This is a genomic window from Plantibacter sp. (assembly GCF_059073635.1).
The window spans coordinates 137,349-164,201 of the sequence record NZ_JCACOF010000010.1 but is presented as its reverse complement, the minus strand read 5'-3'; the positions used below and the strand labels follow the sequence as shown (position 1 = coordinate 164,201).

General features: G+C 70.2%; 24 protein-coding genes. 18 read left to right on the top strand and 6 right to left on the bottom strand.

All coding sequences use genetic code 11. The annotated features are described in order from the left end of the window. Positions 1–8: 8 nt before the first annotated feature. Complete coding sequence (locus tag AC5JOC_RS13000) at positions 9–821, bottom strand: lysophospholipid acyltransferase family protein (RefSeq protein ID WP_159879177.1); 813 nt, start codon at positions 819–821, stop codon at positions 9–11. Positions 822–967: 146 nt separating this feature from the next. On the opposite strand from AC5JOC_RS13000, the gene AC5JOC_RS12995 reads away from it, so the two are divergent. From AC5JOC_RS12995 to ispG, 7 genes are all read left to right on the top strand, one after another. After that, positions 968–1,966, top strand: a complete 999-nt coding sequence (locus AC5JOC_RS12995) for an FKBP-type peptidyl-prolyl cis-trans isomerase (protein ID WP_079707174.1) — start codon at positions 968–970, stop codon at positions 1,964–1,966. Between the two features lie 35 nt (positions 1,967–2,001). Next, positions 2,002–3,081 (top strand): 1-deoxy-D-xylulose-5-phosphate reductoisomerase, encoded by a 1,080-nt coding sequence (locus tag AC5JOC_RS12990; protein ID WP_411558545.1) that lies wholly within the window; start codon positions 2,002–2,004, stop codon positions 3,079–3,081. An 85-nt stretch (positions 3,082–3,166) separates the two neighbouring features. Further along, positions 3,167–4,501: a M50 family metallopeptidase gene (locus AC5JOC_RS12985; RefSeq protein ID WP_079707172.1), complete on the top strand. Its 1,335-nt coding sequence runs from the start codon at positions 3,167–3,169 to the stop codon at positions 4,499–4,501. A 120-nt stretch (positions 4,502–4,621) separates the two neighbouring features. Continuing rightward, complete coding sequence (locus AC5JOC_RS12980) at positions 4,622–5,830, top strand: sensor histidine kinase (protein WP_494246535.1); 1,209 nt, start codon at positions 4,622–4,624, stop codon at positions 5,828–5,830. Next, positions 5,827–6,486 carry a response regulator gene (locus AC5JOC_RS12975; protein WP_085513188.1) on the top strand — a complete coding sequence of 220 codons (660 nt, stop codon included), beginning with the start codon at positions 5,827–5,829 and terminating at the stop codon, positions 6,484–6,486. Before AC5JOC_RS12980 ends, AC5JOC_RS12975 begins: the two co-directional genes overlap by 4 nt. A gap of 134 nt (positions 6,487–6,620) precedes the next feature. After that, positions 6,621–6,959, top strand: coding sequence for an SHOCT domain-containing protein (locus AC5JOC_RS12970; RefSeq protein WP_138944658.1), 339 nt, complete (start codon positions 6,621–6,623; stop codon positions 6,957–6,959). 76 nt (positions 6,960–7,035) lie between these two features. Continuing rightward, on the top strand, positions 7,036–8,196 hold the full coding sequence (ispG, locus tag AC5JOC_RS12965; RefSeq protein WP_064295337.1) for a flavodoxin-dependent (E)-4-hydroxy-3-methylbut-2-enyl-diphosphate synthase: 1,161 nt from the start codon (positions 7,036–7,038) through the stop codon (positions 8,194–8,196). A gap of 45 nt (positions 8,197–8,241) precedes the next feature. Here the strand turns inward: ispG and AC5JOC_RS12960 are convergent, their stop codons facing one another. The 3 genes from AC5JOC_RS12960 to AC5JOC_RS12950 are packed head-to-tail and all read right to left on the bottom strand — an operon-like array spanning position 8,242 to position 11,604. Continuing rightward, a complete protein-coding gene (locus AC5JOC_RS12960) occupies positions 8,242–9,552 on the bottom strand; it encodes a DUF6716 putative glycosyltransferase (protein WP_411558541.1) in 1,311 nt (436 codons plus the stop codon). Between the two features lie 28 nt (positions 9,553–9,580). Continuing rightward, positions 9,581–10,510 (bottom strand): N-acetylneuraminate synthase family protein, encoded by a 930-nt coding sequence (locus AC5JOC_RS12955; RefSeq protein WP_124769572.1) that lies wholly within the window; start codon positions 10,508–10,510, stop codon positions 9,581–9,583. After that, a complete protein-coding gene (locus AC5JOC_RS12950) occupies positions 10,507–11,604 on the bottom strand; it encodes an HAD hydrolase family protein (protein WP_494246534.1) in 1,098 nt (365 codons plus the stop codon). Before AC5JOC_RS12950 ends, AC5JOC_RS12955 begins: the two co-directional genes overlap by 4 nt. 370 nt (positions 11,605–11,974) lie before the next feature. On the opposite strand from AC5JOC_RS12950, the gene AC5JOC_RS12945 reads away from it, so the two are divergent. Genes AC5JOC_RS12945 through AC5JOC_RS12915 form a run of 7 tightly spaced genes read left to right on the top strand, consistent with a single transcriptional unit; the run spans position 11,975 to position 19,259 of the window. After that, positions 11,975–12,976, top strand: coding sequence for an AAA family ATPase (locus AC5JOC_RS12945; protein ID WP_064295340.1), 1,002 nt, complete (start codon positions 11,975–11,977; stop codon positions 12,974–12,976). Positions 12,977–12,980: 4 nt separating this feature from the next. After that, positions 12,981–13,871 carry a DUF58 domain-containing protein gene (locus AC5JOC_RS12940; protein WP_236555491.1) on the top strand — a complete coding sequence of 297 codons (891 nt, stop codon included), beginning with the start codon at positions 12,981–12,983 and terminating at the stop codon, positions 13,869–13,871. Next, positions 13,858–14,325, top strand: coding sequence for a hypothetical protein (locus tag AC5JOC_RS12935; RefSeq protein ID WP_079002737.1), 468 nt, complete (start codon positions 13,858–13,860; stop codon positions 14,323–14,325). The genes AC5JOC_RS12940 and AC5JOC_RS12935 overlap by 14 nt, the downstream gene beginning before the upstream one ends. After that, positions 14,316–15,314, top strand: coding sequence for a vWA domain-containing protein (locus AC5JOC_RS12930; protein ID WP_137243278.1), 999 nt, complete (start codon positions 14,316–14,318; stop codon positions 15,312–15,314). The genes AC5JOC_RS12935 and AC5JOC_RS12930 overlap by 10 nt, the downstream gene beginning before the upstream one ends. Continuing rightward, positions 15,311–16,351 (top strand): VWA domain-containing protein, encoded by a 1,041-nt coding sequence (locus AC5JOC_RS12925; RefSeq protein ID WP_159879161.1) that lies wholly within the window; start codon positions 15,311–15,313, stop codon positions 16,349–16,351. The genes AC5JOC_RS12930 and AC5JOC_RS12925 overlap by 4 nt, the downstream gene beginning before the upstream one ends. Next, positions 16,348–17,460: a hypothetical protein gene (locus AC5JOC_RS12920; protein ID WP_494246533.1), complete on the top strand. Its 1,113-nt coding sequence runs from the start codon at positions 16,348–16,350 to the stop codon at positions 17,458–17,460. Before AC5JOC_RS12925 ends, AC5JOC_RS12920 begins: the two co-directional genes overlap by 4 nt. Positions 17,461–17,501: 41 nt before the next feature. Continuing rightward, positions 17,502–19,259: a proline--tRNA ligase gene (locus tag AC5JOC_RS12915; RefSeq protein ID WP_079707162.1), complete on the top strand. Its 1,758-nt coding sequence runs from the start codon at positions 17,502–17,504 to the stop codon at positions 19,257–19,259. Between the two features lie 49 nt (positions 19,260–19,308). Here AC5JOC_RS12915 and AC5JOC_RS12910 read toward each other — a convergent pair whose 3' ends face one another. Next, positions 19,309–19,989, bottom strand: coding sequence for a response regulator transcription factor (locus AC5JOC_RS12910; RefSeq protein ID WP_064295346.1), 681 nt, complete (start codon positions 19,987–19,989; stop codon positions 19,309–19,311). Continuing rightward, on the bottom strand, positions 19,986–21,653 hold the full coding sequence (locus tag AC5JOC_RS12905; protein ID WP_494246532.1) for a sensor histidine kinase: 1,668 nt from the start codon (positions 21,651–21,653) through the stop codon (positions 19,986–19,988). Before AC5JOC_RS12905 ends, AC5JOC_RS12910 begins: the two co-directional genes overlap by 4 nt. A gap of 249 nt (positions 21,654–21,902) precedes the next feature. Between AC5JOC_RS12905 and nusA the strand changes: the two genes are divergently transcribed. From nusA to rbfA, 4 genes are all read left to right on the top strand, one after another. After that, on the top strand, positions 21,903–22,904 hold the full coding sequence (gene nusA, locus AC5JOC_RS12900) for a transcription termination factor NusA (RefSeq protein ID WP_079707160.1): 1,002 nt from the start codon (positions 21,903–21,905) through the stop codon (positions 22,902–22,904). A 5-nt stretch (positions 22,905–22,909) separates the two neighbouring features. Beyond that, positions 22,910–23,179: a YlxR family protein gene (locus AC5JOC_RS12895; RefSeq protein ID WP_494246530.1), complete on the top strand. Its 270-nt coding sequence runs from the start codon at positions 22,910–22,912 to the stop codon at positions 23,177–23,179. A gap of 287 nt (positions 23,180–23,466) precedes the next feature. After that, on the top strand, positions 23,467–26,235 hold the full coding sequence (gene infB / locus AC5JOC_RS12890) for a translation initiation factor IF-2 (RefSeq protein WP_138944642.1): 2,769 nt from the start codon (positions 23,467–23,469) through the stop codon (positions 26,233–26,235). Between the two features lie 118 nt (positions 26,236–26,353). Continuing rightward, positions 26,354–26,791 (top strand): 30S ribosome-binding factor RbfA, encoded by a 438-nt coding sequence (gene rbfA, locus AC5JOC_RS12885; RefSeq protein ID WP_079707157.1) that lies wholly within the window; start codon positions 26,354–26,356, stop codon positions 26,789–26,791. The last annotated feature ends 62 nt before the right edge of the window (positions 26,792–26,853 follow it).

Genomic DNA, 26,853 nt, shown 5'->3' with positions numbered 1-26,853 from the left:
GCCGCGGCTCAGAGCCGTTCCGGGCGGAAGGCGCGCTTGATGCGCTCGACGGTGTCGGCGGGCGGCGACTCGTTGTAGGCGTTCGCGAGCTCCTGGCCAGTGAGGGCGTGGATCGCCGCCATGATCTCGTCCGTCGCCTTGCGTCTGGCGCGTCCTGAGGTCGCCGGGCCATGGTGGCTCACGTCGATGGGTTCACCGAAGATCACCGTGACCGGTTTGAACTTCGGGATCGTGGTGCCCACCGGCATGAGGTCGTCGGTGCCGATGAGGCCCACCGGGACGACCGTCGCGCCCGTGGTGAGTGCCAGCCAGGCGACACCGGTCCTGCCGCGGTACAACCGTCCGTCGAGCGACCGGGTGCCCTCGGGGTAGATGGCGAAGGCCTCGCCGCTCTCGAGGATCCGGCGTCCCTGGTCGAGCGCCTCCTGCGCCGCCTGCCCGACGCCACGTTCGACCCCGACCGCGCCGATCGAGGTGAAGAAGGTGCGCGAGACCCAGCCCTTCAGACCGCGTCCGGTGAAGTAATCGGACTTCGCCAGGAACTGCACCCGTCGTGGCGCGCTGATCGGGATCGCGATGCTGTCGATGAACGAGAGGTGGTTGCTCGCCAGGATGACCGGCCCACGCTTCGGGACGTTCTTCCGGCCGATGATCTTGGGGCGGTAGAGCAGCTTCGCCGTCGTGTTCAGGACGGCTCGTCCGAAGTAGTAGACGACACCGGGTTTCGAGGGCGTGGACACCGTGTCGTCCGTCGACGGTTCGACCGTGGTCTGGTCGGAGGGTTCCTGGGCGCGTCGCTGCGTCTGCTCCTCATCGGCCATGCGCACGACTGTACCCGGCGACGCATGCGCGACCCGGCATACTCACGTGTGACCACCCACCGCGGATGTTCGGCGCGCTGTCAGCCAGCATGGAGCCTGGTGGGTGAAACTGGACCGACCCCTCAGCAACGACCGAAAGTTCCCCTGTGCGCAAGAGCCTCTGCCTTCTGGCCGTCATCGCGTCCCTCGTGTCGCTGACCGCGTGCAGTTCGGCGACGTCGCAGTCGCAAGCGCTTCCCAGTCCGGGGGAGTGCGCCGACACGAGCGCAGGCAAGGCGTCCAAGGCGATCAGCGTCAGTGGCGACTTCGGCTCGATCCCCGAGGTCACCTTCGCGAAGGGCACCCTCGCCGCAGACACGACCGAACGCACGATCGTGGCCAAGGGCGACGGAGAGCGGGTCGATCCCGGCGACACGACGTTCGTCGAGATGTCGATCTACAACGCCGTGACCGGGTCGATCGTCGCGCAGACCGCCTACGGTGCGAGCCCGGCGACGGCGATCGTGGTCAACGACCAGAAGTACCTGAAGGGCCTCGTCCGCGCCGTCGAGTGCACGAACGTCGGATCCCGCGTCGCGGCGTTCGTCACGGCGGGCGACGGGTTCGGTTCCGCAGGGTCGAGCGACGGCACGGTCCAGGCCGACCAGCCGCTGGTCGTCGTGGCCGACGTCCTCAGCACGGTGCACAGCGACGCCAAGGCGGACGGCGTCCCGCAGGAGCCCGTCGCCGGGATGCCCGCGGTCGAGCTCGACACCGCCGGACGACCCACGGTCACCATCCCCGAGGAGCCCGCTCCGGCCGATCTCCAGGTCGCGGTCCTCAAGCAGGGCGACGGAGCGGTGGTGCAGCCCGACGCCGAGGTCATCATCAACTATCAGGGTGTGAACTGGCGGACCGGCGAGGTCTTCGACGAGAGCTGGGGCAACGGACCGACCAACTTCCAGCTGTCCGCCGTGGTGAAGGGCTTCTCGAGCGCCATCGCCGGCCAGCACATCGGATCGCAGGTCATCGCCGTCATCCCACCCGACCTCGGGTACGGACCGAGCGGCGGCAACAGCCAGGCGGGCATCGAGGCCGACGACACCATCGTGTTCGTCATCGACATCCTCGACGCGAGCAGCACCACGGCTCCCGCCGCGGGCTGAGCGGCCCGCACCGCCGCCGACGTAGACTGACCGCCGTGAGACGCGTCATCATCCTCGGATCAACCGGCTCGATCGGCACGCAGGCACTCGACGTCATCCGGGGTGACCGCGACCGCTTCGAGGTCGTCGGCCTGACGGCCGGCTCGAACGCCGAGCTCCTCGCCGAGCAGGCCGCCGCCTTCCACGTCGACGACACGGCCCTGGGCGCGGCCGACGCCGAGCGGCTCATCCGCAGCGTCGACGCCGACGTGGTGCTGAACGGCATCACGGGCTCCATCGGGCTCGGCCCGACCCTCGCGGCCCTCGAGACGGGCAGGACGCTCGCGCTCGCGAACAAGGAGTCGCTCATCGTCGGTGGCGACCTCGTGCGGCGGATCGCGACACCCGGCCAGATCGTGCCCGTGGACTCCGAGCATTCCGCGATCGCCCAGGCCCTCCGATCCGGCACCGCCACGGAGGTGCGACGGCTCGTCCTGACCGCCTCGGGAGGACCGTTCCGCGGACGGGACCGCGCGTCGCTCGCCGGCGTCACGCCGGCCGAGGCACTCGCCCACCCCACCTGGGACATGGGTCTCGTCGTCACGACGAACTCGGCGACCCTCGTCAACAAGGGTCTCGAGGTGATCGAGGCGCACCTGCTGTTCGACGTCCCGTACGACCGCATCGAGGTGACGGTCCACCCGCAGTCGATCGTCCACTCGATGGTCGAGTTCATCGACGGTTCCACCATCGCCCAGGCCTCCCCGCCCGACATGCGGCTCCCCATCTCCCTCGGGCTCGACTGGCCCAACCGGGTCCCAGGCGTCGGCGTCCCGCTCGATTGGACCTCGCCCCAGCAGTGGACGTTCGAGCCCCTCGACCACGAGGCCTTCCCGGCGGTGCGGCTGGCCAAGCTCGTGGGCGGGCAGGGTCGCACCTATCCGGCCGTGTTCAACGCGGCGAACGAGGAGGCCGTTGCGGCCTTCCACGCGGGTCGGCTGGGCTACCTCGGCATCCTCGACACCGTCCGCGCGGTCGTCGACGACCACGAGGCGCCCGAGGGCGAGCTCACCCGGGAGGCGCTCGCGGAGGCGGAGCGCTGGGCGAGGGCTCGCGCGCAGCAGCGCATCGGCTGACCTGCCCGTCCATCGTCGGAAGCTTCCGAGCGGCCGTACAGCCGGCGTGCAGCCGGTGACCCGACCGCGCGAGTAGGGTTACGCCGTGGAATCCGTCCTCCTCTACCTCCTCGGCATCGTGATCGTGCTCGTGGGCCTCATCGTGTCCATCGGGCTGCACGAGGTCGGTCACCTCGTGCCCGCGAAGCTGTTCGGCGTGCGGGTCACCCAGTACATGATCGGCTTCGGTCGCACCATCTGGTCGCGCCGCAAGGGCGAGACCGAGTACGGCGTCAAGATGATCCCGCTCGGCGGCTACATCTCGATGATCGGCATGTTCCCGCCCAAGCAGCCCGGCGGTGCCGCCCGGAACGCCAGCACCGGCTTCTTCGACACGCTGGTCCAGGACGCGCGGGAGGCGAGTGCCGACACGATCGGCGCCGGCGACGAGGAGCGCACCTTCTACCGGTTGCCCGTCTGGAAGCGGATCGTCGTCATGCTCGGCGGGCCGTTCATGAACCTCGTCCTCGCCGTCCTGTTCATCGGTATCGCCGTGTCGGGGTTCGGCGTCCCGCAGCAGAGCAGCACGCTGACCTCGGTGTACGAGTGCGTGTTGCCGTCCACCAGCGACCGCCAGAGCTGTGCAGCGGGGGATCCGCAGGGTCCGGCGGCCGCCGCGGGCTTGAAGCCGGGCGACACGATCCTCTCGATCGACGGCACCCCGATCTCCACCTTCGCCGAGATCTCCGCGGCCGTGCAGGATTCGCCGGGCAAGCCGTTGGCCCTCGAGGTCGCCCGCGGAGAGCAGCGACTCGACCTCACCCTGACGCCGCTGCTGCTCGAGCGGGACGTCGTCGACGCCGAGACCGGCAAGATCGTCACGAACGCCGACGGCTCGGCGAAGACCCATGAGGTCGGCTTCGTCGGCATCACCCCGCAGCAGCAGATGGTGGCGCAGCCCGTCACCACGATCCTGCCGACCGTCGGCGACACGATCGCCCGGACCGCCAACATCATCCTGAACCTGCCCCAGCGACTCATCGACGTCGGGCAGGCCGCGTTCGGATCCGGCGAGCGCGACCCCAACGGGCCGATGAGCGTCGTGGGCGTCGGACGGGTCGTGGGCGAGGTGGTCAGCCTCGACGAGATCCCCGTCGCGTCGAAGGCGGCGACCGTGTTCGGCATCCTCGGGTCGCTCAACGTCGCGCTCTTCGTCTTCAACCTCATCCCCTTGCTGCCCCTCGACGGCGGGCACGTCGCAGCAGCGCTCTGGGAGGCGATCCGTCGCCGCTTCGCGAAGGTCTTCCGACGTCGCGACCCGGGACCGGTGGACGCGGCGAAGCTCATCCCGCTCACCTTCGGCGTGGTGATCGTCCTCGGCGGCATGAGCGCGCTCCTCGTGTACGCCGACATCGTCAAGCCGGTCAACCTCTTCGGCTAGGCCGACGCGACCGGAGCCCGCGGGACCGTCCCATCCCGGTACGGCCGTACTCCCCGGGGAGTACGGTGCAGGCTCCGTGCGGGCGACGCGGCGGCTCCGACCCGCGAGTAGCATGCAGGGATGGCATCGGTCGAGACGGGTTCGGCACCCTGGACGACGCCGGGCGATCGCCGACCCGGACGCCCCGTCTGGCGCCTCTGGGCGCCGGTGGTGGTGTCCTTCCTCGTCCAGGTGCCCGCGACAGCGGTGCTCGCCCTCCACGGTTCCTTCGGCCCGGGTGCCGGTGCCTCGGGGTGGTCCCGTTCCTCGGCCGTCCTCCTGGCACTCGCCGGCGTGCTCTGCCTGCTCGCTGCCAGGCGGTCGCCCGGGCCGACGGTCGCGGCGGTCGCCGTGCTGTCGAGCGCCTCGATGCTGACGGGTCCCACCTGGGGTCCTCCCGCCGTGGCGCTGGCGTTCGCCGCGGGTTCCGGCATCGTCCGTGGAGCGCGCGGCTGGACCTATCCGTCGCTGGGACTCGGGTGGGCACTCGCCCTGACCGTCACGCTCGCCGTCGGTTGGAAGGTGTCGGGATTCCGCGTCGGGGCCACGACCGCCCTCGTCATCGTCGCCGTCCTCCTCGCCGAGGGACTCCGCACCCGGCGCGAACAGCTCGACGCGGATCGCCGGCGTCAGGGTGAACGTCGGGCTTCCGCCGCCCAGGAGGAGCGCGTGCGCATCGCCCGTGAGCTGCACGACGTGGTCGCCCACTCGCTCGCGCAGATCACCGTCCAGGCCGGCATGGGCCTGCACCTCATGGACACCCAGCCCGAACGTGCCAGGGAGGCGCTGACGAACATCAAGGGGTCGAGTAAGGCGTCGCTCGACGAGGTCCGTGGCCTCCTCGACGTCCTCCGTGGTGCCGATGCGGCCCAGGATCCCACGACCGGCGCGCCGAGGCGACCGGGGCCGGATCTCGAGGCACTACCAGTCCTCGTCCAGTCCCTCCGGGACCAGGGCGTCGACGCGGTACTCGAGCTGCGCCTCGTCTCCACGCCCGGCGCGGCCGTGCAGCAGGCGCTGTACCGGATCGCGCAGGAGAGCGTCACGAACGTCCTCCGGCATGCGCAGGCCGGACGGGTGTCCGTCGAGCTCGTCGAGGTCGACGGGTCCTACCGGTTGCTCGTGGAGGACGACGGGGTCGGTGCCCCACCCGGCCCCGCGGAGCACGGCAACGGCCTCCTCGGCATGACCGAGCGCGCCGAGCTCCTCGGCGGCACCCTCGAGACCGGGCGGAGTCCGCTCGGCGGCTTCCGTGTCACGGCCCGGGTGCCGGTCCGAGGCGTCGCATGATCCGCGTGGTCGTCGCCGACGACCAGGCCCTCATCCGCGGCGGGTTCCGCGCCCTCCTCGACGCGGAGCCCGACATCGCGGTCGTCGGTGAGGCGGCCGGTGGGGACGAGGCGCTCGTCGTCGTCCGTCGGGAACGACCGGACGTGGTGCTCATGGACATCAGGATGCCCGGAGGCGACGGCCTGGCCGCCACCGAGGCCATCGTCGCGGATCCGGCGCTCGAGGCCACCCGCATCATCGTCGTCACCACCTTCGAGCTCGACGAGTACGTCGCGCAGGCGATCCGGGCAGGCGCGAGCGGCTTCCTCGTGAAGGACACCGAGCCGGCCGAGCTCATCCGGGCCGTCCGCGTGGTCGCGTCGGGTGACGCCCTGCTGTCGCCCGGGGTCACGAGGCGGCTGCTCACCCAGGTCGCCGGAGCGATCGCCGCGCCGCTCGACGACGCCGTGATCGCCGGGCTCACGGAGCGCGAACGCGAGGTGCTGGGTCTCGTCGGACGCGGACTCACCAACGAGGAGATCGGAGGGGCGCTGTTCCTCAGCCCGCTCACGGCGAAGACCCACGTGTCGCGCATCATGTCGAAGCTCGCCGCGCGCGACCGGGTCCGGCTCGTCGTCATCGCCTACGAGACCGGGCTCGTCAGTCCCGGCGTCTGAGCGCCGGGTGGTCGTACTCCCGGGGGAGTGCGGTGATCCGTCCCGTCGTCGGATGCCCTCGGCCACCATCCGGAGGAGGCTCGGGGTCGTGATGCGGACGACGGTCGTCGTCCGCCCGACGAACGGAGTCCTCCATGTCCACCTCCCTGATCGTGCTCGCCGCGACCGCCATGCATCCCGGCGGTCCCGGGCCGGGCTTCCACCTCCTCTGGCTGCTGCTCATCCCCGCGTTCTGGATCGCCGTGATCGTCCTCATCGTCGCGCTGGTCGGTCGGCGGTGGCGTCGCCGAGCCTGGTCCGGGGCGTCCCCGGACGGCCACCAGGGCCCGCCGTGGGCCTGGCGCCAGGACGGGTCGCGGAGCGCCGAGCAGACGCTCGCCGAGCGTTTCGCCCAGGGCGACATCGACGAGGTCGAGTACCGGGAACGGCTCGGCGTCCTGCGAGCGAATCGCGAGGCACCGCCCGCCCGTTGACCGTGGATCGCGACGTCCCAGCAGGCATTCAGCTCACGGGGAGCCTGCGGGGCGTCGCGCGCGTAAGCTGAGGCTCGTGGTAGCTATCAATCTGGGTCTTCCGTCGGTTCCCGAGACGCTCAGCCCGCGGCGCAAGTCGCGACAGATCAAGGTCGGCAAGGTGCTCGTCGGCGGCGACGCCCCGGTGAGCGTCCAGTCGATGACGACGACCCAGACGACCAACATCAACGCGACCCTCCAGCAGATCGCCGAGCTCACGGCCTCGGGCTGCGACATCGTCCGCGTGGCCGTCCCGACCCGCGACGACGCCGAGGTGCTGCCGATCATCGCGAAGAAGAGTCAGATCCCGGTGATCGCCGACATCCACTTCCAGCCCGCCTACGTCTACGCCGCGATCGACGCAGGGTGCGCGGCCGTCCGGGTCAATCCCGGCAACATCCGGAAGTTCGACGACCAGGTCGGCGAGATCGCCCGGCGCGCGAAGGCCGCCGGCGTCTCCCTCCGCATCGGTGTCAACGCCGGTTCCCTCGACCCGCGGCTGCTGCAGAAGTACGGCAAGGCGACCCCAGAAGCGCTCGTCGAGAGCGCCGTCTGGGAGGCGAGCCTCTTCGAGGAGCACGACTTCCACGACTTCAAGATCTCCGTCAAGCACAACGACCCGGTCGTCATGGTGAAGGCCTACCGGCTGCTCGCCGAGCGCGGTGACTGGCCGCTGCACCTCGGCGTGACGGAGGCCGGTCCCTCCTTCCAGGGCACGATCAAGAGCGCGACCGCCTTCGGCATCCTGCTCTCCGAGGGCATCGGCGACACCATCCGTGTCTCGCTCTCCGCGCCGCCGGCGGAGGAGATCAAGGTCGGGCTGCAGATCCTGCAGTCGCTGAACCTCCGCGAGCGCAAGCTCGAGATCGTCTCCTGCCCGAGCTGCGGGCGCGCGCAGGTCGACGTCTACAAGCTCGCGAACGACGTGACCGACGGCCTCGAGGGGATGAGCGTCCCACTGCGCGTCGCCGTCATGGGCTGCGTCGTGAACGGCCCCGGAGAGGCACGCGAAGCCGACCTCGGCGTCGCGAGCGGCAACGGCAAGGGCCAGATCTTCGTCAAGGGCGAGGTCATCAAGACGGTGCCGGAATCGGAGATCGTCGCGACGCTCATCCAGGAGGCCAACCGCCTGGCCGCCGAGATGCCCGCCGACGACACCTCCACGGGCGCACCGGTGGTGACGGTCGGCTCCAACTGAGCCTGGAGCGTCGCCCGACCGGTCTCCGGTCGAGCGGCGCTCCCGTCAGCGGGCCGTGCGGTGACGAGCCCCGTGCGGAGCGCGCACCGGCGTCTCCGTCTCGATCGGCGCGAGCCGACGGGAGGGGATCGGTTGGCGCTCGGCCGGCTGGACGCCACGAGCGCGACGGACCAGACGGCGAGCGATCTGCAGTGGCCGCCCGATGACGAAGGCGACCGTGCCCAGCGCGCTCGTGTCGGCCCGCCCGAACGCCCGACGCCGCTCCCAACCGGTGCGGAGCATGCCGCCGCGACTCTGTCGTGCCCGAGGACGGATCGGCAGGGTCCCGAGGTCGCGCGCGGCGAACGCCTCCTCCGACCGCTGGATCCAGTCGTCCTCCAGGGCGGGGTGGAAGTAGTTCTGCTGCAGCCAGTCCGGGTTCGGGTGCCGGAACCGGGCGGCCATGAGGTCGTCCTTGGAAGCCAACAGCCCGCTGCCCTCGAAGACGGTGTTGATGAGTGCCGGGTCCACACCGAAGTCGTCGAGCAGGATGACCGGGACCCCGGCCGCGATGGCCTCGATCGCGGCGGTGGAACTCACGGTGACGAGCCCGGCCGCGTGGCCGAGGTGGACCGCCATCGACCCGGTGGCGACCCGCAGGTTGTCGGGTGTCGGACCGGTCAGGAGGGTGTCGAAGGGGTAGTGCTCGTGATGGGTCTGCGGGTCGCCGGCGAGGCCGCGCACCTTGATCACGACGTCGAGGTCGCGGTGCCGGTTCGCGAGGGTCCGCAGCCAGGACAGGATCCGGAGCCGGTCGCCGCGATCGGCCGGGACGGTGGCCTGGGCGGCGAAGACGACCCGGGTACGCGGGGCGGGCTCGGCCGGTGACTCGGTCGCCGTGTCCGTCAGGAACGGCAGGGTCGCGAGCGCGAACGCCGGTTCGACCCCGTGCGTCAGCGCGAGTTCACGGTAGGCGGCGACCTCGCGATGGCTGTGCAGGACGAAGACGTCCGCCTGCGCGCGGAGGAAGATCCCCTTCCACTTCGCCGGGATCGAGATGCCGGGGAGACCGGTGAGCAGCACCGGGCGGGTGGCGCGCCCGAGCGCGAGGAGTTCCGAGATGACGACCTCGGCGACCGGCCCACGCGTGGAGACGAACACGCCGTCCGGCTGCTCGGTCCGGATGAGGTCGACGAGTCGTCGGAGCGACAGGCGACGGACGGTCCGCCCCTCGAACGCCGTGTGGAGCAGGGCGATGTCCACCTGCCGGTCCGTGGCGGACACGTCGCTCTCGATGAGGACGAGGTCGACGTCCCAGCCGGTCGCGCGGGAGAGGGTGGCGGCGCCCCACTTCACGAAGGAGTCGGAGTCCACCACCCCGATCACCCGACGGCGGGGCCGATGATCAGGCATCGACCCTGCGCAGCTTCGCGAGCGGGGCGAGTTCGCCGGGGAAGATGCGCTTGACGCCGTCACCCATGGCGGTCTCGATGACCCGGATGTCGCGGACGAGGTTCGAGAAGCCGTGCGGTTCGAGCGACGCGGCGTGGTCCGAGCCCCACATGGCACGGTCGAGCGTGATGTGGCGTTCCACCATCGTGGCCCCGAGGGCGACCGCGGCGAGGGAGATCTGCAGACCGGTCTCGTGGCCGGAGTACCCGATCGGCACACCGGGGTACCGGGCGGCGAGGCTGTCGATCATCCGGAGGTTCGCCTCTTCGGCGGGCAAGGGGTACGTGGAGGTCGCGTGCAGGATGACCAGCGGCGAGCCCCGGAGGATCTCGACTGCGCGGTCGATCTGCTCGAGCGTCGACATGCCGGTCGAGAGGATGATCGGCTTCCCGGTCGCGGCGAGACGGGTCAGGAGGCCCGAGTCGGTCACGGAGGCGGACGCGACCTTGTGCGCGCTGACGCCCAGGTCCTCGAGGAAGTCGACCGACGGTTCGTCCCACGGGGAGGCGAACCAGCTGAGGCCTCGCAGGGTGGCGTGGTCGCCGATCTCGATGTACTGCTCACGGTCGAACTCGACCCGGTAGCGGTAGTCGAGGTAGCTCATCTCACCCCACGGCGTCTGCCGCGGGACGTCGCGCATGTGCGCCGGCGTCGAGATCTCCGGCGTGCGCTTCTGGAACTTGACGGCCTGTGCGCCGGCGTCGGCGGCCACGTCGATGAGTCGCTTCGCGAGCTCCACGTCGCCGTTGTGGTTGAGACCGATCTCCCCGATGACGTACGCGGGGGCGCCGCCGCCGACGGGGATGCCGTCGATGCGCACGGGAGACGGCTGCGTCCGGCCGTCGAGGTCGGTGGTGTCGTTCGCGTCCTGGTGGATGCTCATGGTCGTGCTCCGTTCGATTGCAGCGTGGACAGCTTCAGGGGGTCGAGGGTCGCGCGTGCGGCGAGGACGAGGTCGGCGAGTTCGCGGACGGCCCCGTCGCCGCCTCGGCGTTCCAGGACGAGCCGGGAGACGGCACGGGCCTCCGGGTGCGCATCGGCGACGACGACCGGCCAGCCGACGATCTCGAGGGCCGGGATGTCGTTGACGTCGTTGCCGAGGTACGCGATGCGGTCGAGTGGGACACCCTTCGCCGTGGCCCAGTCGCGGAGCGCGGTCGCCTTGTCGGCTGAGCCGTACACGACGTCGACGCCGAGTTTGGCCGCGCGTGCGGCGACGATCGGGACCCGCTCGGTCGACAGGATCAGGAACGGCAGCCCGGCCTCGCGCAGCTGACGGACGCCGAGGCCGTCACCGCGATGGACGCTCACCCGTTCGACTCCGTCGGCGTCGATGCTGGCGCGGTCGTCGGTGTGGACCCCGTCGAAGTCGGTGACGACGGCGTCGACGTCGAGGTGGTGCTCCGAGCGTTCTGAGCCCGACGGGATCCCCAGCTGGCGTTCGGCGAGTCCGGCGATCGCCTCCGCGACGAGCAGATCCTCCGGCTCGTCGATGTCGAGTGCGGCGAAGGACCTGGTGACGGCCGGCGCGATCCGGCCGAAGAAGCGGTGCCGGGCCTCGAGGAAGCCGTCCGTGTCGAAGACGTAGAACGAGCCGGTCTCGCGGTACTGCGGCGCGCGGTCCTGCCGTCGGGGACGCTCGCGGTGGTCGTGACCGATCCCTCGGGCACCCTTCGTCTTCTCCGTCCAGAGGAATCCGTGGTCGAGCACCGCGGCGAAGACGGAGTCCGCCCGCCCGGAGGAGACCAGGGCGACGGCGTCGTCGAGTGCTTCAACGTCGAGGAAGGGCGACGTCGCCTGCGCGAACACCGTCACGGGGGTCAGCTCGCCGCGCTCCGCGAGGACGCCGAGCGCGTGGAGGAGCGCGGCCTCGGAGGAGGTGCTGTCCTCGGCGAGTTCGGCCGGCCGGTCGATGACCTCGGCACCGGCGGCGACGGCGGCGGCGGCGAGGTCCGGGTGATCGGTCGTGACGACCACGCGCGAGACGCCACCCGACCGCAGCAGACCCTTCGACCGATCGCGCGATGAGGGTGCTCCCGCGGACCGTCCTGAGGTTCTTGCGGTGGATCCCCTTCGAACCGCCCCTGACCGGGACGATCGCCGTCGCGCCGTCGGTCTCCGGGTGCCTCCCGTGCGCTGCAGATGTCATCGATCCACGGTAGGAAGCGGCGGTGGACGCGAGGGGGACGGTGGGCGAACGGCGGCCGACGCCCTGGTGGCCATCCGGTGGCCGAGGCGTCCGAGCTCCGGATCTTCACACGTAGACTGTTCGGACCGCCGGGTTCCACCAGGCGGATCCGCGTTCGACGGTCATCCGTCCGGACCGCCAGCCTCGCCAGGGAGACCAGTGACCGTGACGCCGAGCACCCCCATCGCGCCAGCCGAGCTGCAGCGGGCCCGCAGCATCCTCTCCGAGATCGTCGGTGCCTACGATGCGAAGGTGGTCGGCCAGCAGGGCCTGCGCACCACCCTGCTCGCGGCGCTCGTCTCGGGCGGACACGTCCTGCTCGAGAGCGTCCCAGGACTCGCGAAGACGACCGCGGCGGAATCGATCGCCCAAGCGGTGAACGCCTCGTTCAAACGCATCCAGTGCACCCCCGACCTGTTGCCGAGCGACATCATCGGCACCCAGATCTACGACGCCCGCACGGGCGCGTTCCAGACCCAGCTCGGGCCCGTACACGCGAACTTCGTGCTCCTCGACGAGGTCAACCGGTCGAGCGCGAAGACCCAGAGCGCGATGCTCGAGGCGATGCAGGAACGCCAGACCTCCATCGGCGGCACGCACTATCCGCTGCCGAAGCCGTTCTTCGTCCTCGCCACGCAGAACCCCATCGAGCAGGAGGGCACGTACCACCTGCCCGAGGCGCAGCTCGACCGCTTCCTCCTCAAGGAGGTGCTCGACTACCCGACGATCGGCGAGGAGGCCGAGATCGTCCGTCGGGTGAACTCCGGGCTCTACGAGACCGACCAGGACCGCCCGGGGGTGAGCCTCGAGGACGTCCTGTTCCTGCAGTCCCTCGCCAAGCGGGTCTACCTCGACGCATCGATCCTCAACTACATCGTCCAGACGGTCTACGTGACCCGCCATGCGAGCGACTACCTGCCGCCGAAGCTCGCGAGCTACATCGAGTACGGGGCGAGCCCGCGTGCCAGCATCGCGTTCAGCACCGTCGCGCGGGCGCTCGCGATCCTCGCCGGGCGTGACCACGTCATCCCGGAGGACGTCAAGGGCTACCGCCACCAGGTGCTGCGGCACCGCATCATCCTGAACTTCGAAGCCGCGGCCGACGACGTCTCGCCCGAGACGATCATCGACGCCGTCTTCGGAGCGGTCCAGGCGCCGTAGGCCCGTGTCAGCCCCGCTGCTCCACCGGGTGAAGTCCAAACTCTTCATCCACGCCCACCGCCGCGTGCGGGGGATGCTCGACGGCGAGTACCGTTCGGTGTTCCAGGGCAGGAGCCTCGACTTCGACGACCTCCGCGAGTACACCCCGGGCGACGAGATCAAGGACATCGACTGGAAGGCGACGGCCAGACACGGCGCTCCACTCGTGAAGCGCTACATCGCCACGCGGAAACACCAGGTGCTGTTCGTCGTCGACACGGGTCGTGATCTCGCGGCGCTCGCCGAGGGTGGGAGCACCAAACGCGAGGTCGCCATCCTCGCGGTCGGCATCCTGGGATACCTCGCGATCCGGCACGGCGACCTCGTCGGTCTCGTCGCCGGCGACGCCGCCGCACCGGAACTCGTCCGACCCGCCGGCACCGAATCGGCACTCGAGCGCCTGCTGCAGCACATCGACCGGCGTGCGTCGCTCGCGGCACCCCAGAGCGATCTCGACGAGTTGCTCGGCTACGCGGCACGGTCGGTCAAGCAGCGCTGTCTGCTCGTGATCGTCTCGGATGACGAGGAGATCACGCCGAAGCGGTCGGAGATCCTCCGCCGCCTGCACGTCCAGCACGAGGTGCTCTGGATCTCGGTCGGCGACGCCGACCTCATGCGGGCGGAGTACACCGGTCGGGCGATGGTCGACGTCGCCGACGAGCGGTCCCTGCCGGCCTTCATCCGGTCGGACGACGCGCTCCGTCGTGAGTTCACCGAGGCCGTCACCAGCGCCACCGCCCGACACCTCGACCAGCTCGAGGAACTCGGCATCAGCGGTCAGCGCGTGACCGGAGCCGACGACGTCGTCCCCGTCCTCTTCCACCTCCTCGAGGCCCACCGACATGCCCGGCGATAACGGCTACTACGCACCGGTCCAGTACACGCTGCTCTGGCCGGTGCTCGGACTCGTGCTCATCGCGCTCGTGATCGGGTGGTACGTCTGGATGCTCGCCCACGTGCGCCGTCGCGCGCGCGGGAGCGCGCCGCGCCCGGCGCCGCAGCCGTCGCCGACCGTCCTGCGCGACCGCTACCTCGCACTCATCGGCGAGATCGAGCGCGAGCACGGGGACGGCGCCCTGAGTACGCGGCGCGCCCACCAACGGCTCGGCGCGATCCTCCGGATGTACGCGCACGAGTCCAGCGGCGTCCGCGCCCAGGTCATGACCCTCGCAGACCTCGATCGCGCCGGACTCGCGCCACTCAGTCGTGCCGTGTCGGCCTACTACCCGGTCGAGTTCCGCGAGGCCGAGACGGGCAGCGTCGCCGAGGCCGCCACGCTCGCCCGCCAGGTGGTGACGACGTGGAGCTGATCTACTGGTGGATGCCGCTCGTCTGGCTCCTCGCCGTGGCCGCGGTGGTCGCCGTCGTCGTCCTCGTGGCCCGCACCGGGCGGCGCCGGAAGGCGAACGCCGAGCCCCTGTGGGTCGCGCACTCCGAACGGCTCACCGCGCTCCCCGGTTACCGTCGCGCGCTGTCGCGGTACCGGCGCCTCATCATCGCGACGATCGCCGCGCTCGGGGTGCTGCTGCTCGCCGGCACGGCCCTCGGGTCACGCGTGGTGAGCACGACGGTGTTCCAGCCCGAACTGCGCAACCGCGACATCGTGCTCTGCCTCGACGTGTCCGGGTCGATGACGGAGTACGACGCCGCGCTGGTCGGGGTGTTCGAGAAGCTCGTGCAGCGGTTCGACGGTGAGCGGATCGCGCTCGTCCTGTTCAACGCGTCCGCGACCACGTACTTCCCGCTGACGAGCGACTACGACTACGTGGCAGCGCAGCTCGACCACCTCGTCGAGGACCTCACCTCGCCGGAGAGCGACTACGAGTACTGGAACGGCACCGATCTCGGGAACGGCTCGTCCCTCATCGGCGACGGTCTCGGGTCCTGCGTCATGCGGTTCGACCAGGTCGGCGAGGAACGGTCGCGCTCGATCGTGCTCGCGACCGACAACTACGTCGCGGGCGAGCCGATCCTCACGCTCAAGGAGGCCGGCGCCTACGCGAAGGCGCAGGACGTGACGGTGTACGGGATCAACCCCGGCGACGTCTCCAGCAAGGACTACCTCGACGACCTCGCCGCGGAGATGGACGAGGTCGTGACGTCCACCGGCGGGGACTACTACGCGCTCGCCGACCCCGGCGCGGTCGGCGGCATCGTCCAGCAGATCACGGCGGAGCAGACGAAGACGCTGAAGGGCGCCAAACAGCTCGTGCAGGTCGACGAGCCGTTCGTGTTCGTGCTGGCGGCGTTCGGCGGCCTCGCGGCGCTCATGCTGCTCGCCTGGAGGTTGCGCCGATGACCATCAACCCCGTTCTGCCGATCTGGGCCGTCGCCGTGCTCGGCACCGTCCTCGCGGCCTTCGCCGTCTGGCAGTTCCTCGCCGGGGTGCGGCGGCCAGGAGCCTGGCACTGGATCGCCCGACTGGCCATGGTCGTCGTGCTCGTGATCATCGCCCTCCGACCGACCATCCCCGGCAACCATCGCCCACCGTCCGCGATGGGCGACCTCGACGTCTACTTCGTCGTGGACACGACGAGCTCGATGGCTGCCGAGGACTGGCCGGACGAGACCGCGTCGGGGACGGACGAGAACGGCGCCCCGAAGCCGCCGACCCGACTCGACGGTGCGAAGGCCGACATCACCGGTATCGCCGACCGGCTGGCCGGTGCCCGATACGCCCTCGTGACGTTCGACGCCGTGGCCGTCCAGCGCATGCCCCTCACGACGGACGCGACGGCGCTCCGGTCGGCTGCGGAGGCGATGACGCAGGAGATCACCACCTACTCCCGCGGCAGCAGCATCGACGCACCGGTGGAGTTCATGACCACGCTGCTGACCCAGGCCGAGGAGCAGGAGCCGGGTCGGAACCGGATCATGTTCTACCTCGGTGACGGCGAGCAGACGAGTGGCGCGGCCCCCGGGTCGTTCGAGAGCATCGCACCGCTCATCGGCGGCGGTGGCGTGCTCGGCTATGGGACCGAGGCCGGTGGGACCATGCGCGAGTTCTCCGGGTACCAGGACGGCAGCGTCCGCTACATCCAGGACTACTCGACCGGTGAGCCCGCCGTGTCCCGGCTGGATCCGGGCGCACTCGAGACGATCGCGTCGCAGCTCGGCGTCGAGTCGGAGATCAGGACACCGGGTGCGTCGCTCGACGACGCACTCGACGGCCTCGCCGTCGGCGGCGTCACCGTCGAGGACGAGGTGGACATCCGGCGCACCGATGAGCTGTACTGGGTGTTCGCGCTCGGGTTCGGTGTGCTGCTCCTCACCGAGCTCCCCGGCCTGGTCGGCGCGCTGGGCGAGCTCCGACGGACGAAGGGTGGGCAGGCATGACCCTCTTCGACGATCGGACCCGCACCGACCGGCCCGACGATGCGCCGCGCAGCCCTGAGCCACGGCCACGACTCGAGGAACCGCGGCGTCCGCCGCTGGCCCCGGCCGAGGTCGCCCGGTTGCGCCGTCGGCTGTTCTGGTGGTCCCTTCCGCTGGTCCTCGTCGCCCTCGTCGTCGGGGTCAAGTTCGTGAGTCTGCCGGTCGTCGCGCAGTCGGCGATCGCCGAGTACCGCGCCGAGGACTACTCCGGGGCGCAGTTGAGCGCGGGCCACCTCTTCACGGCGAACGTCGTCGAGCCGTGGATCGCCTGGTTCGACCGGGGCACCGCGGCCGCGGCCGGACAGGACTGGGTGCAGGGGACCGACGACCTCGGCAAGGCGCTCGAGCTCGCGCCGACGGAGGAGACCGCCTGCATCGTCCGGGTCAACCTGGCGCGCGCGTACGAGACCCAGGCCGACGAGTACGTGAAGGGCCAGTTCTTCCAGGGCGCCATCAACCTCTACGACACCGCGAAGCGCATCGTCGACGAGGGCGAGGGCTGCTTCGAGGGGGAGTCCCAGGATCAGAACGAGGACCCGCAAGACTCTCAGGACCCGCAGGACCCGCAGGACCCCCAGGACCCGCAGGACCCCCAGGACCCGCAGGACCAGGGTGATCAAGGTGGTCAAGGAGGTCAGGACGACCAGGGCGGTCAAGGTGACCAGGGGGACCAGGGCGATCAGGGTGACCAGGGTGACCAGGGCGATCAGGGTGACCAGGGTGACCAGGGCGATCAGGGCGGAACCGGGCAGCAGCCCGACGTGATCGATCCGAAGGGCACGCCCGGTGAGAACCTGCAGGACACCGGCGATCGCATCGACCGCAAACGTCAGGATGCGACCGACCAGCGCGACCGGTCCGGCGGGCAGGGCCAGCAGGATCCTTCGAACGGGGGACAGGGCGACGGCGACTCGAGCGGCTCGAGCGGTACCGGTGACAGCGAGGTCGACGGGAAGGTCGACAAGTTGAAGGACGCCGGCCAGGACGCCCAGCAGGACAAGTCGACCGAGGACGCCAAGAACCGCGGTCGGAACAACGACAACGGGAACTTCGCCGATCGCCCCTGGTAGCGGTTCCGGGCGGCCTGCGTGTGACGGACTAGCATGGACAGGTGGTTACGCGCCTTTCGAATTACTTCCTCCGTACGCTCCGTGAAGACCCTTCCGACGCGGAGGTGACGAGTCACCGCCTGCTGGTGCGGGCGGGGTACATCCGACGCCAGGCGCCGGGTGTCTTCGCCTGGTTGCCGCTCGGGTTGCGGGTGAAGAACAAGATCGAGGCCATCGTCCGCGAGGAGATGGCGAACGCCGGCGCGTTCGAGGTGCACTTCCCCGCGCTCCTGCCGCGCGAGCCCTACGAGGTCACCGGCCGATGGGAGGAGTACGGCGACGCCCTCTTCCGCCTGCACGACCGCAAGGGTGCCGACTACCTGCTGGCGCCGACGCATGAGGAGGTCTTCACCCTGCTCGTGAAAGACCTGTACTCCTCCTACAAGGACCTGCCCCTGTCGATCTATCAGATCCAGGACAAGTACCGCGACGAGGCCCGTCCCCGGGCAGGCCTCCTGCGCGGTCGTGAGTTCACCATGAAGGACGCCTACTCGTTCGACGTGTCCGACGCCGGGCTCGACGCGAGCTACCAGGCGCAGCGCGACGCCTACGAGCGCATCTTCACGCGGCTCGGCCTGGAGTACGAGATCGTGCAGGCCGACGCCGGCGCGATGGGCGGTTCGCGGAGCGAGGAGTTCCTGCACCCCACCGCGGTCGGTGAGGACACCTTCGTGCGTTCGGCCGGCGGGTACGCCGCCAACGTCGAGGCTTACACCACCGAGGTCCCGGAGGCCCGCCCCATCGAGGGTCTGGCACCCGCGACGGTCTTCGATTCGCCGAACACCCCGACGATCTCGACGCTCGTCGACCTCGCCAACGAGCGACACCCGCGCGACGACGGACGGGCCTGGACGGCCGCCGACACGCTCAAGAACGTCGTGCTGGCACTGCGGCACCTCGACGGCACGCGCGAGCTGGTCGTCATCGGCCTGCCGGGCGACCGCGACGTCGACCTCAAGCGCGTCGAGGTGGCCTTCAGCCCCGCGGAGGTGGAGGCCGCGACCGAAGCGGACTTCGCCGCGAACGCCGGGCTCGTCAAGGGCTACATCGGACCGTGGTCCCCGCAGGGGCCCGTCCTCGGTGAGGAGTCGGCAACGGAGATCCGGTACTTCCTCGACCCCCGGGTCGTCGACGGCACCGAGTGGATCACCGGCGCGAACGTCGATCAGCAGCACGTCTTCGGCCTCGTCGCCGGGCGCGACTTCACCGCCGACGGCTTCGTCGAGGCGGCGGAGGTCCGCGCCGGCGACCCCGCGCCCGACGGCTCCGGACCGGTCGAGCTCGCTCGAGGCATGGAGATCGGACACGTCTTCCAGCTCGGGCGCAAGTACGCCGAGGCGCTCGGACTGAAGGTGCTCGACGAGAACGGCAAGCTCGTCACGGTGACCATGGGCTCCTACGGCATCGGGATCACGCGCATCCTCGCGATCATCGCCGAGGGCAACAACGACGAGCGCGGTCTCATCTGGCCGAAGGCCGTCGCCCCGTTCGACGTGCACGTCGTCGCAGCAGGACGCGACGCGGCGATCTTCGAGGTGGCCGAGGAACTCGTGGCCTCGCTCGAGGCGAGCGGGAAGGACGTCCTCTACGACGACCGCACCGGCAAGGTGTCCCCGGGTGTCAAGTTCGGCGACGCCGAGCTGATCGGCGTGCCCGTCGTGGTGGTCGTCGGTCGCGAGGCCACCGAGGGCTTCGTCGAGCTCTGGGACCGGGCCGCCGGCACGAAGGACCGGGTCGCGATCGCCGACCTCGCCCTCTGAGCCGCGAGAGCGCAGTAACGGTCGTCATCCCCGTCGGGATGACGAGCCGCTACTGCGCTCTCGTGCTGAGGCGGTAGCCGGCTCCGCGGACCGTCGCGATGGCGTCCTTGCCGATCTTGTTCCGGAGATACCGCACGTAGACGTCGACGACGTTCGAACCGGGATCGAAGTCGTAGCCCCAGACCCGGCTGAGGAGCTCCTCCCGGCTGAGGATCTGGTCCGGGTGGCGGAAGAACTCCTCGGCCAGGGCGAACTCGCGGGTGGACAGCTCGACCGGCACACCGTCGACGAGGACGCGCCGTTCGCGCAGCTCGAGCTCCAGATGACCGACCGACAGCCGTTCCTGGACGGCGGTGGTCGACGCCGGTGCCCGCTCCGCCAGGCGTCGGCGGATCCTGGCCAGGAGCTCCTCGAACCGGAAGGGCTTCGACATGTAGTCGTTCGCCCCGCCGTCGAGGCCCGCCACGAGGTCTCGCGCGGAATCGCGGGCGGTCAGGATGATGACGGGGAGTTCGCTGCCGTCGTCGCGCAGCCGCCTGAGCACCTCGAAGCCGTCGACGCCGGGGAGTCCGATGTCGAGGACGAGCAGGTCGAAGTCGCCGCTCTCCGCCAGCTCGACGACCTGTGATCCGTCGACCGTCACGTCCGCCGTGTGGCCGGCGGCACGCAGGCCCTTGCTCACGAACGCGGAGATCCGCGTCTCGTCCTCGGCGACCAGGATCCGGCTCATGCGTGGTCCTCCGGCGCACTCCGCCGAGCCGAGGTGTCGACGAGGTCCGGGAAGTCGTCCTCAGGGGACGGTGCTCGCGAGCGTGGTGGTGCGTCGTTCGCGGGGCGTGCATCGCCGGGTGTCGGCCCGGCCTGCATCGCCGCGGTCGTCTGAGCCTCAGCGGCGTCCTGAGCAGCTTGCGCCTCTCGCAGCGCGATCGCCTGGGCCATCGCGCTGCGGGGGATCGCCGCGGTCTCGTCCGGGTCGAGGTCGAGGTCCGCGTCGGACCCCTCGTCGTCGTCCGCCACCGCGAGCGGCAGTCGGATGCTGAAGAGGGAGCCGGCCTGCTGCGTGTCCTCGACCTCGGCCCACCCGCCGTGTGCCGCGGCGATCGCCTGCACGATCGACAGGCCGAGGCCGGAGCCTGCGACACCCCGTCCACCGCTCACCCGGGTGAACCGGTCGAAGATGCGTTCGCGGAGCGCCTCCGGCACCCCGGGCCCGTCGTCGGCGACGGAGAGCACGAGCGCCGGGTCGTCCGACTCGTCGAACCGGCTCGAGATCACGATCGTCGACCCGGCCGGGGAGTACTTCGCGGCGTTGTCCGCGAGCTGCAGCCAGGCCTGGGCCAAGCGCCCGGCGTCGACGTCCGCGGTGAGTGCGGCCTGCTCGCCCAGGGTCCACTCGTGTTCGGTCGAGATCGCCGTGGCCTTCTCGTGGACCGAGGCGGTGAACGCCTCGATGTCGACCGGTTCCCGGTCGAGGGTCGACGCGAGTCCGGCCGTCGAGAGTTCCGTGATGTCGGCGACGAGGGAGCTCATCCGGTCGAGTTCGTCGAGGGCGAGGTCGCGGGTGGCGGCCACCTCCGCGGGGTCGGACGGATCAAGGAGCTCGAGGTGTCCGCGCACGATGGTCAGCGGCGTCTTCAGCTCGTGGCCGACGTCGTCGAGCAGCTGGCGTTGACTGGTGAAGGCCTCGTCGAGCCGGTCCAGCATGCCGTTCACGGTCGTGGTGAGCTCCGAGACGTCGTCGCGACCGACGACCGGGATCCGCTCGTCGAGGTCCGACTCGGTGATGCGGGCGGCGGCGTCCCGCAGCAGTCGGATCGGGTGGAGCAGTCCACCCGCGAGCTGCCAGCCGACGAGGCCGAGCAGGAGCAGGCACACCACGGCGACGACGATCTCGACGGCGAGGATGCCTCGGGACTCCGCGAGTGCCGCGTGCACGTCGGTGGCGATGACGACGTGGGCGACGTTCGGGTCGCCGACGACCTGCACCGGGATGATCGCGTACCGCACGGTGCGGTCACCGGTGGCCTCGCCCGTGACGACGCCGCGGGACGACCGGGCCGTGATGGTGTCGAGCAGCTGCGGGTCGTCGTCCAGGCGGAACGCGGACGGGGCGCTGGGCGCGACCGTCGAGCCGTCGGCGCGCACACCGATGGCGGTCTCGTCCTCGGCGAAGATCCAGCGTCGCATCACCGCGTCGACGGCCGCGTCGCTCGTCGCCGGGGCGTCGGCGGAGTCGCCTGAACCGACCACCATGAAGGCGATGAGCTCGGCGCTGTGCGCCAGGCGGGCGTCGATGGTCGCAAGGGTCTGCTGCCGGCCGAGCGTGTAGGTGGAGACGCCCACGAGCGTCATCGCGAGCGTCGTCGCGAGCAGGATCGCGACGAGGATCCTCACCCTCGTGCTCCGCATGACGTTCCGCAGCTCGCCCAAGACCATTGGCCAATCATGTCACCCGCCCCGAGACGCGGTCGAGCCGGGGGCGGGACCCTCGAGGACGCGCGGGGGCTTCCCAGCTGGGTGGATGACGTACCCCTCGGCATCCGGTACCGTAGACAGACGGGTTCGGCAGCACGGCAGCAGCATGCCCGTCGTGCCGCTGCACGTCTTGCCGCGGCACCACCAGTTGAATAGAGGAGGCCATCGATGGACATCGATCTCGGTTTGTTGAAGTCGATCGAACGCGAGAAGGAGATCCCGTTCGAGGAGCTCGTCGTGATCATCGAGCAGGCCATCCTGAGTGCGTACCTGAAGAGCACCGAGGGTACCGACACCACGGCGCGCGGCGACGTCCCGGCGGCCCGGGTGCAGCTCGACCGCAAGACCGGCCACGTCGGGGTGTTCGTGCCCGAGTTCGACGACGAGGGTGTCCTGATCGGGGAGGCCGAGAGCACGCCGGACGACTTCGGTCGCATCGCCGCCTTCGCCGCGAAGCAGGTCATCTTCCAGCGGCTCCGCGACATCCAGGACGACGCCGTCCTCGGTGAGTTCAAGGGCCGCGAGGGCGACATCATCGCGGGCGTCATCCAGCAGGGCCCGAACCCGCGCATGATCCACGTCGACCTCGGCACCATCGAGGCGATCCTCCCGCCCGAGGAGCAGGTGGCCGGTGAGGAGTACCCGCACGGTGCACGCATCCGCGTGTACGTGACGAGCGTGACGAAGGGTCTCAAGGGTCCGCAGATCACCGTCTCGCGCACCCACCCCGGACTCGTACGGAAGCTGTTCGCCTTGGAGGTCCCGGAGATCGCCTCCGGCATCGTCGAGATCGTCTCGCTCGCTCGCGAGGCCGGACACCGGACCAAGATCGCGGTGAAGGCGAACGACCCGAGCATCAACGCCAAGGGCGCCTGCATCGGTGAGCTCGGGCGTCGTGTCCGCGCGGTCACCGACGAGCTGGGCGCCGAGAAGATCGACATCGTCGACTACTCGCCCGACCTGCCGACGTTCGTCGCGAACGCGCTCTCGCCGGCCAAGGTCACGAGCTCGTACGTCATCGACCAGTCGCTCAAGGCCGTCCGGGCGCTCGTGCCGGACTACCAGCTGTCGCTCGCGATCGGCAAGGAGGGGCAGAACGCCCGTCTCGCCGCCAAGCTCACCGGCGCCAAGATCGACATCCAGCCGGACTCGATCCTCGAATCGGACTGAGCCGGATGGAACCGGTGCGGACCTGCGTCGGCTGTCGCCGTCGCGAGCCGCGCTCGGCACTGCTGCGCGTCGTCGCGGTCGAGGGGGCGCTCGTCCCCGACGCCGCGGCGCGCCTGCCGGGCCGCGGATCCTGGGTGCACCCGACGTCGGCGTGCGTCGACCAGGCGGTGCAGCGTCGGGCGTTCACGAGGGCGCTCAGACTGACCGCGGGACCCGACGCGTCGGCGGTCCGGGCCTTCGTGTCGACGGAACCGGCCGCGCCGACGGCTGAATGACGTCGTCGGGCTCGAACGACCCGCTCACGATCCGGTGGTGAGCCCGCACCCAGGGTCGGGGTGTACGATGGTGAGTGCACGCGAGAGCGCTCCGGCGCACACCGTGCTTCCCACCGCAGGTATCAGGCCCGGATCCCGGGCCTCCATCCTGCTGCCGCCCCACCCGGGTGCGGCATTCCGAGAGAACAGGCTGAACGGCTAATGGACAACTCATGAGCGGCTCGAAATGAGCACCGTCCACCACTAACGCTTGCCCCTGCCTGGGTGCAAGCTCAGACAGGAGAATTGTGGCTGCAAAACCACGTGTACACGAGATCGCATCCGAACTCGGAGTAGACAGCAAGATCGCCATGGCGAAGCTCAAGGAATTGGGCGAGTTCGTCAAGGGACCGTCTTCCAGTATCGAACCACCGGTGGCCCGCAAGCTGCGCGCCGCCCTCGAGGCCGAGGGCGCGAAGGCGTCAGCCGCCCCCGCCGCCCCGGCGAAGCGTCCGGCCACGCCCGGCGCTCCGACCCCGGGTCCCGCCGCACCCAAGGCTCCGGCCCCCGCGGCACCCGCCCCCAAGGCCGAGGCGCCCGCTGCGCCTGCGCCGAAGCAGGCCGCCCCAGGCCCGAAGGCTCCGGCCGCCCCCGCCCCTGCGGCGGAGGCACCCGCAGCTGCTGCTCCGGCGGCACCGTCCGCACCCGCGGCTCCGGCCGCCGGCGACTCGCCCTCCGGCGACGCCGCGAAGCCGGGCGGCCCCCGTCCCGGTGCTCCGCGTCCGGGGAACAACCCGTTCGCGTCCTCGCAGGGCATGGGCCAGCGCCCGACCGGCACGCCGCGTCCGGGGAACAACCCGTTCGCAGCGGCTCAGGGCATGGGTCAGCGTCCGAACCCCAGCAACATCCCGCGTCCGCAGGCTCCGCGCCCCGGCTCGCCCCGTCCGGGCGTCGGCCAGGGTCAGCGTCCCGGTGGTCCCGGTCGTCCGGGTGGCGCAGGTCGTCCCGCCGGTGGCGGCGGCTTCCGTCCCGGTGGCGCCGGTGGCGGTTTCCGTCCCGGTGGTGCCCCCGGTGGTGCACCCGCCGGTGGATTCGCGGGTCGCCCTGGTGGCGGCGGCGGTCGTGGTCGCGGACCCGGCGGTGGTACCGCAGGTGCCTTCGGTCGCGGTGGCGGCAAGAGCAAGGCACGGAAGTCGAAGCGGACGAAGAGGGCCGAATTCGAGCTGCGGGAAGCCCCGTCGCTCGGCGGCGTGAGCGTCCCCCGCGGCGACGGCAACACCATCATCCGTCTGCGTCGTGGCGCGTCCATCTCGGACTTCGCCGACAAGATCGACGCCAGCCCCGGCAACCTCGTCACCGTGCTGTTCCACCTCGGTGAGATGGCGACGGCGACGGAGTCCCTCGACGAGGCGACCTTCGACGTGCTCGGTTCCGAGCTCGGCTACAAGATCCAGATGGTCTCGCCCGAGGACGAGGACCGGGAGCTCCTCGAGGGCTTCGACATCGACCTCGACCAGGAGCTGGAGGACGAGTCCGACGAGGACCTCGCCATCCGTCCTCCCGTGGTCACCGTCATGGGTCACGTCGACCACGGTAAGACGCGCCTCCTCGACGCCATCCGCAACGCGAACGTCGTCGCCGGCGAGGCCGGTGGCATCACGCAGCACATCGGTGCGTACCAGGTCGTCGCGGAGCACGAGGGCATCGAGCGTCCGATCACCTTCATCGACACCCCGGGTCACGAGGCGTTCACCGCCATGCGTGCTCGTGGTGCGCAGGTCACCGACATCGCGATCCTCGTGGTCGCGGCCGACGACGGCATCATGCCGCAGACGGTGGAGGCCTTGAACCACGCGCAGGCGGCCAACGTGCCGATCGTCGTCGCGGTCAACAAGGTGGACAAGCCCGACGCCAACCCGGCCAAGGTGCGCCAGCAGCTGACCGAATACGGCCTCGTCGCCGAGGAGTACGGCGGAGACGTCATGTTCGTCGACGTCTCGGCTCGTGCCGGCACCGGCATCAAGGACCTCCTCGACGCCGTGCTGCTCACCGCGGACGCCGGTCTCGACCTGCGCGCCAACCCGAACAAGGATGCACGCGGTGTGGCCATCGAGGCCAAGCTCGACAAGGGCCGCGGTTCCGTCGCGACCGTCCTCATCCAGTCGGGTACGCTCCGCGTCGGTGACGCGATCGTCGCCGGTACGGCCTACGGCCGCGTCCGTGCGATGGTCGACGAGAACGGCGACACCGTCGCCGAGGCGGGTCCCTCGCGTCCCGTCCAGGTGCAGGGCCTCTCGAGTGTTCCTCGGGCCGGCGACACCTTCCTCGTCACCGAGGAGGACCGCACCGCGCGTCAGATCGCCGAGAAGCGTGAAGCCGCGGAGCGCAACGCCGCTCTGGCCAAGGCTCGCAAGCGCATCTCGCTCGAGGACTTCACCCGTGCACTCGAAGAGGGCAAGGTCGAGTCGCTCAACCTCATCATCAAGGGTGACGTCTCCGGTGCCGTCGAGGCACTCGAGGAGTCGCTGCTCAAGATCGACGTCGACGACAGCGTGCAGCTGCGGATCATCCACCGCGGTGTCGGTGCGGTCACCGAGTCCGACGTCAACCTCGCCACGATCGACAACGCGATCATCATCGGGTTCAACGTGCGCCCCGACCCGAAGGCCCGCGAGCGTGCGGCCCGTGAGGGTGTGGACGTCCGGTTCTACTCGGTCATCTACAACGCACTCGAGGACGTCGAGCAGAGCCTCACCGGCATGCTCAAGCCCGAGTACGAAGAGGTCCAGTCCGGTGTCGCCGAGATCCGCGAGGTGTTCCGTTCCTCCAAGTTCGGCAACATCGCGGGTGTCATCGTCCGCTCGGGCACGATCACGAGGAACGCCAAGGCGCGGGTCATCCGCGACGGCGTCGTGGTCGGCGACAGCCTGGCGATCGAATCGCTGCGTCGGTTCAAGGACGACGTCACCGAGGTGCGTACGGACTTCGAGGCCGGTATCGGTCTCGGCAAGTTCAACGACATCCAGATCGGTGACGAGATCGAGACGATCGAAATGAAGGAGAAGCCGCGCGGCTAGTCCGCTCGGCCGGTCCCCGTCGTCCTCCTCCGGGAGGGCGGCGGGGATTCCTGCTTGTATTGTGTGTGCAGCATCCGTCGGGCGGCCCTCCGCCCGACGGTCATCAGAGGAGGACGAGATGGCAGAGAACCCCAGGGCCCGCAAGTTGGCGGACCGCATCAAGGAAGTCATCGCCAAACGGCTCGACAAGGGCATCCGCGACCCGCGGCTCGGCTTCGTGACGATCACCGACGTACAGGTGACCGGCGACCTCCAGCACGCGAACGTGTTCTACACGGTGTACGGCTCCGACGAGGAACGCGCCGACACCTCGGCCGCGCTCGAGTCCGCCAAGGGCCTGTTGCGTGCCGAGATCGGCCGCAACATCAACACCCGGCTGACCCCGAGCCTCGACTTCTTCCTGGACGCGATCCCGGAGAACGCGCAGCACATCGAAGACCTGCTGCGCGAGGCGAAGAACCGCGACACCGAGGTGGCCGGGCTTGCCGCCGGTGCCGCCTACGCCGGCGACGAGGACCCCTACGTCAAGCCGCGCGACGTGGACGCCGAGGACTAGCCACCTCGCACCAGCCCTTCGACAGGCTCAGGGACCGGGATTCCTTCATCCGGTCTCTGAGC

Excerpts from the sequence above, each read along its gene's own strand:
- nusA (WP_079707160.1), top strand. The coding sequence starts at position 21,903 with ATGGACATCGATCTCGGTTTGTTGAAGTCGATCGAACGCGAGAAGGAG.
- rbfA (WP_079707157.1), top strand. The coding sequence starts at position 26,354 with ATGGCAGAGAACCCCAGGGCCCGCAAGTTGGCGGACCGCATCAAGGAA.
- AC5JOC_RS12975 (WP_085513188.1), top strand. The coding sequence starts at position 5,827 with ATGATCCGCGTGGTCGTCGCCGACGACCAGGCCCTCATCCGCGGCGGG.
- AC5JOC_RS12980 (WP_494246535.1), top strand. The coding sequence starts at position 4,622 with ATGGCATCGGTCGAGACGGGTTCGGCACCCTGGACGACGCCGGGCGAT.
- AC5JOC_RS12910 (WP_064295346.1), bottom strand. The coding sequence starts at position 19,989 with ATGAGCCGGATCCTGGTCGCCGAGGACGAGACGCGGATCTCCGCGTTC.
- AC5JOC_RS12955 (WP_124769572.1), bottom strand. The coding sequence starts at position 10,510 with ATGAGCATCCACCAGGACGCGAACGACACCACCGACCTCGACGGCCGG.
- AC5JOC_RS12895 (WP_494246530.1), top strand. The coding sequence starts at position 22,910 with ATGGAACCGGTGCGGACCTGCGTCGGCTGTCGCCGTCGCGAGCCGCGC.
- AC5JOC_RS12925 (WP_159879161.1), top strand. The coding sequence starts at position 15,311 with ATGACCATCAACCCCGTTCTGCCGATCTGGGCCGTCGCCGTGCTCGGC.
- AC5JOC_RS12920 (WP_494246533.1), top strand. The coding sequence starts at position 16,348 with ATGACCCTCTTCGACGATCGGACCCGCACCGACCGGCCCGACGATGCG.
- AC5JOC_RS13000 (WP_159879177.1), bottom strand. The coding sequence starts at position 821 with ATGGCCGATGAGGAGCAGACGCAGCGACGCGCCCAGGAACCCTCCGAC.
- AC5JOC_RS12935 (WP_079002737.1), top strand. The coding sequence starts at position 13,858 with ATGCCCGGCGATAACGGCTACTACGCACCGGTCCAGTACACGCTGCTC.
- AC5JOC_RS12970 (WP_138944658.1), top strand. The coding sequence starts at position 6,621 with ATGTCCACCTCCCTGATCGTGCTCGCCGCGACCGCCATGCATCCCGGC.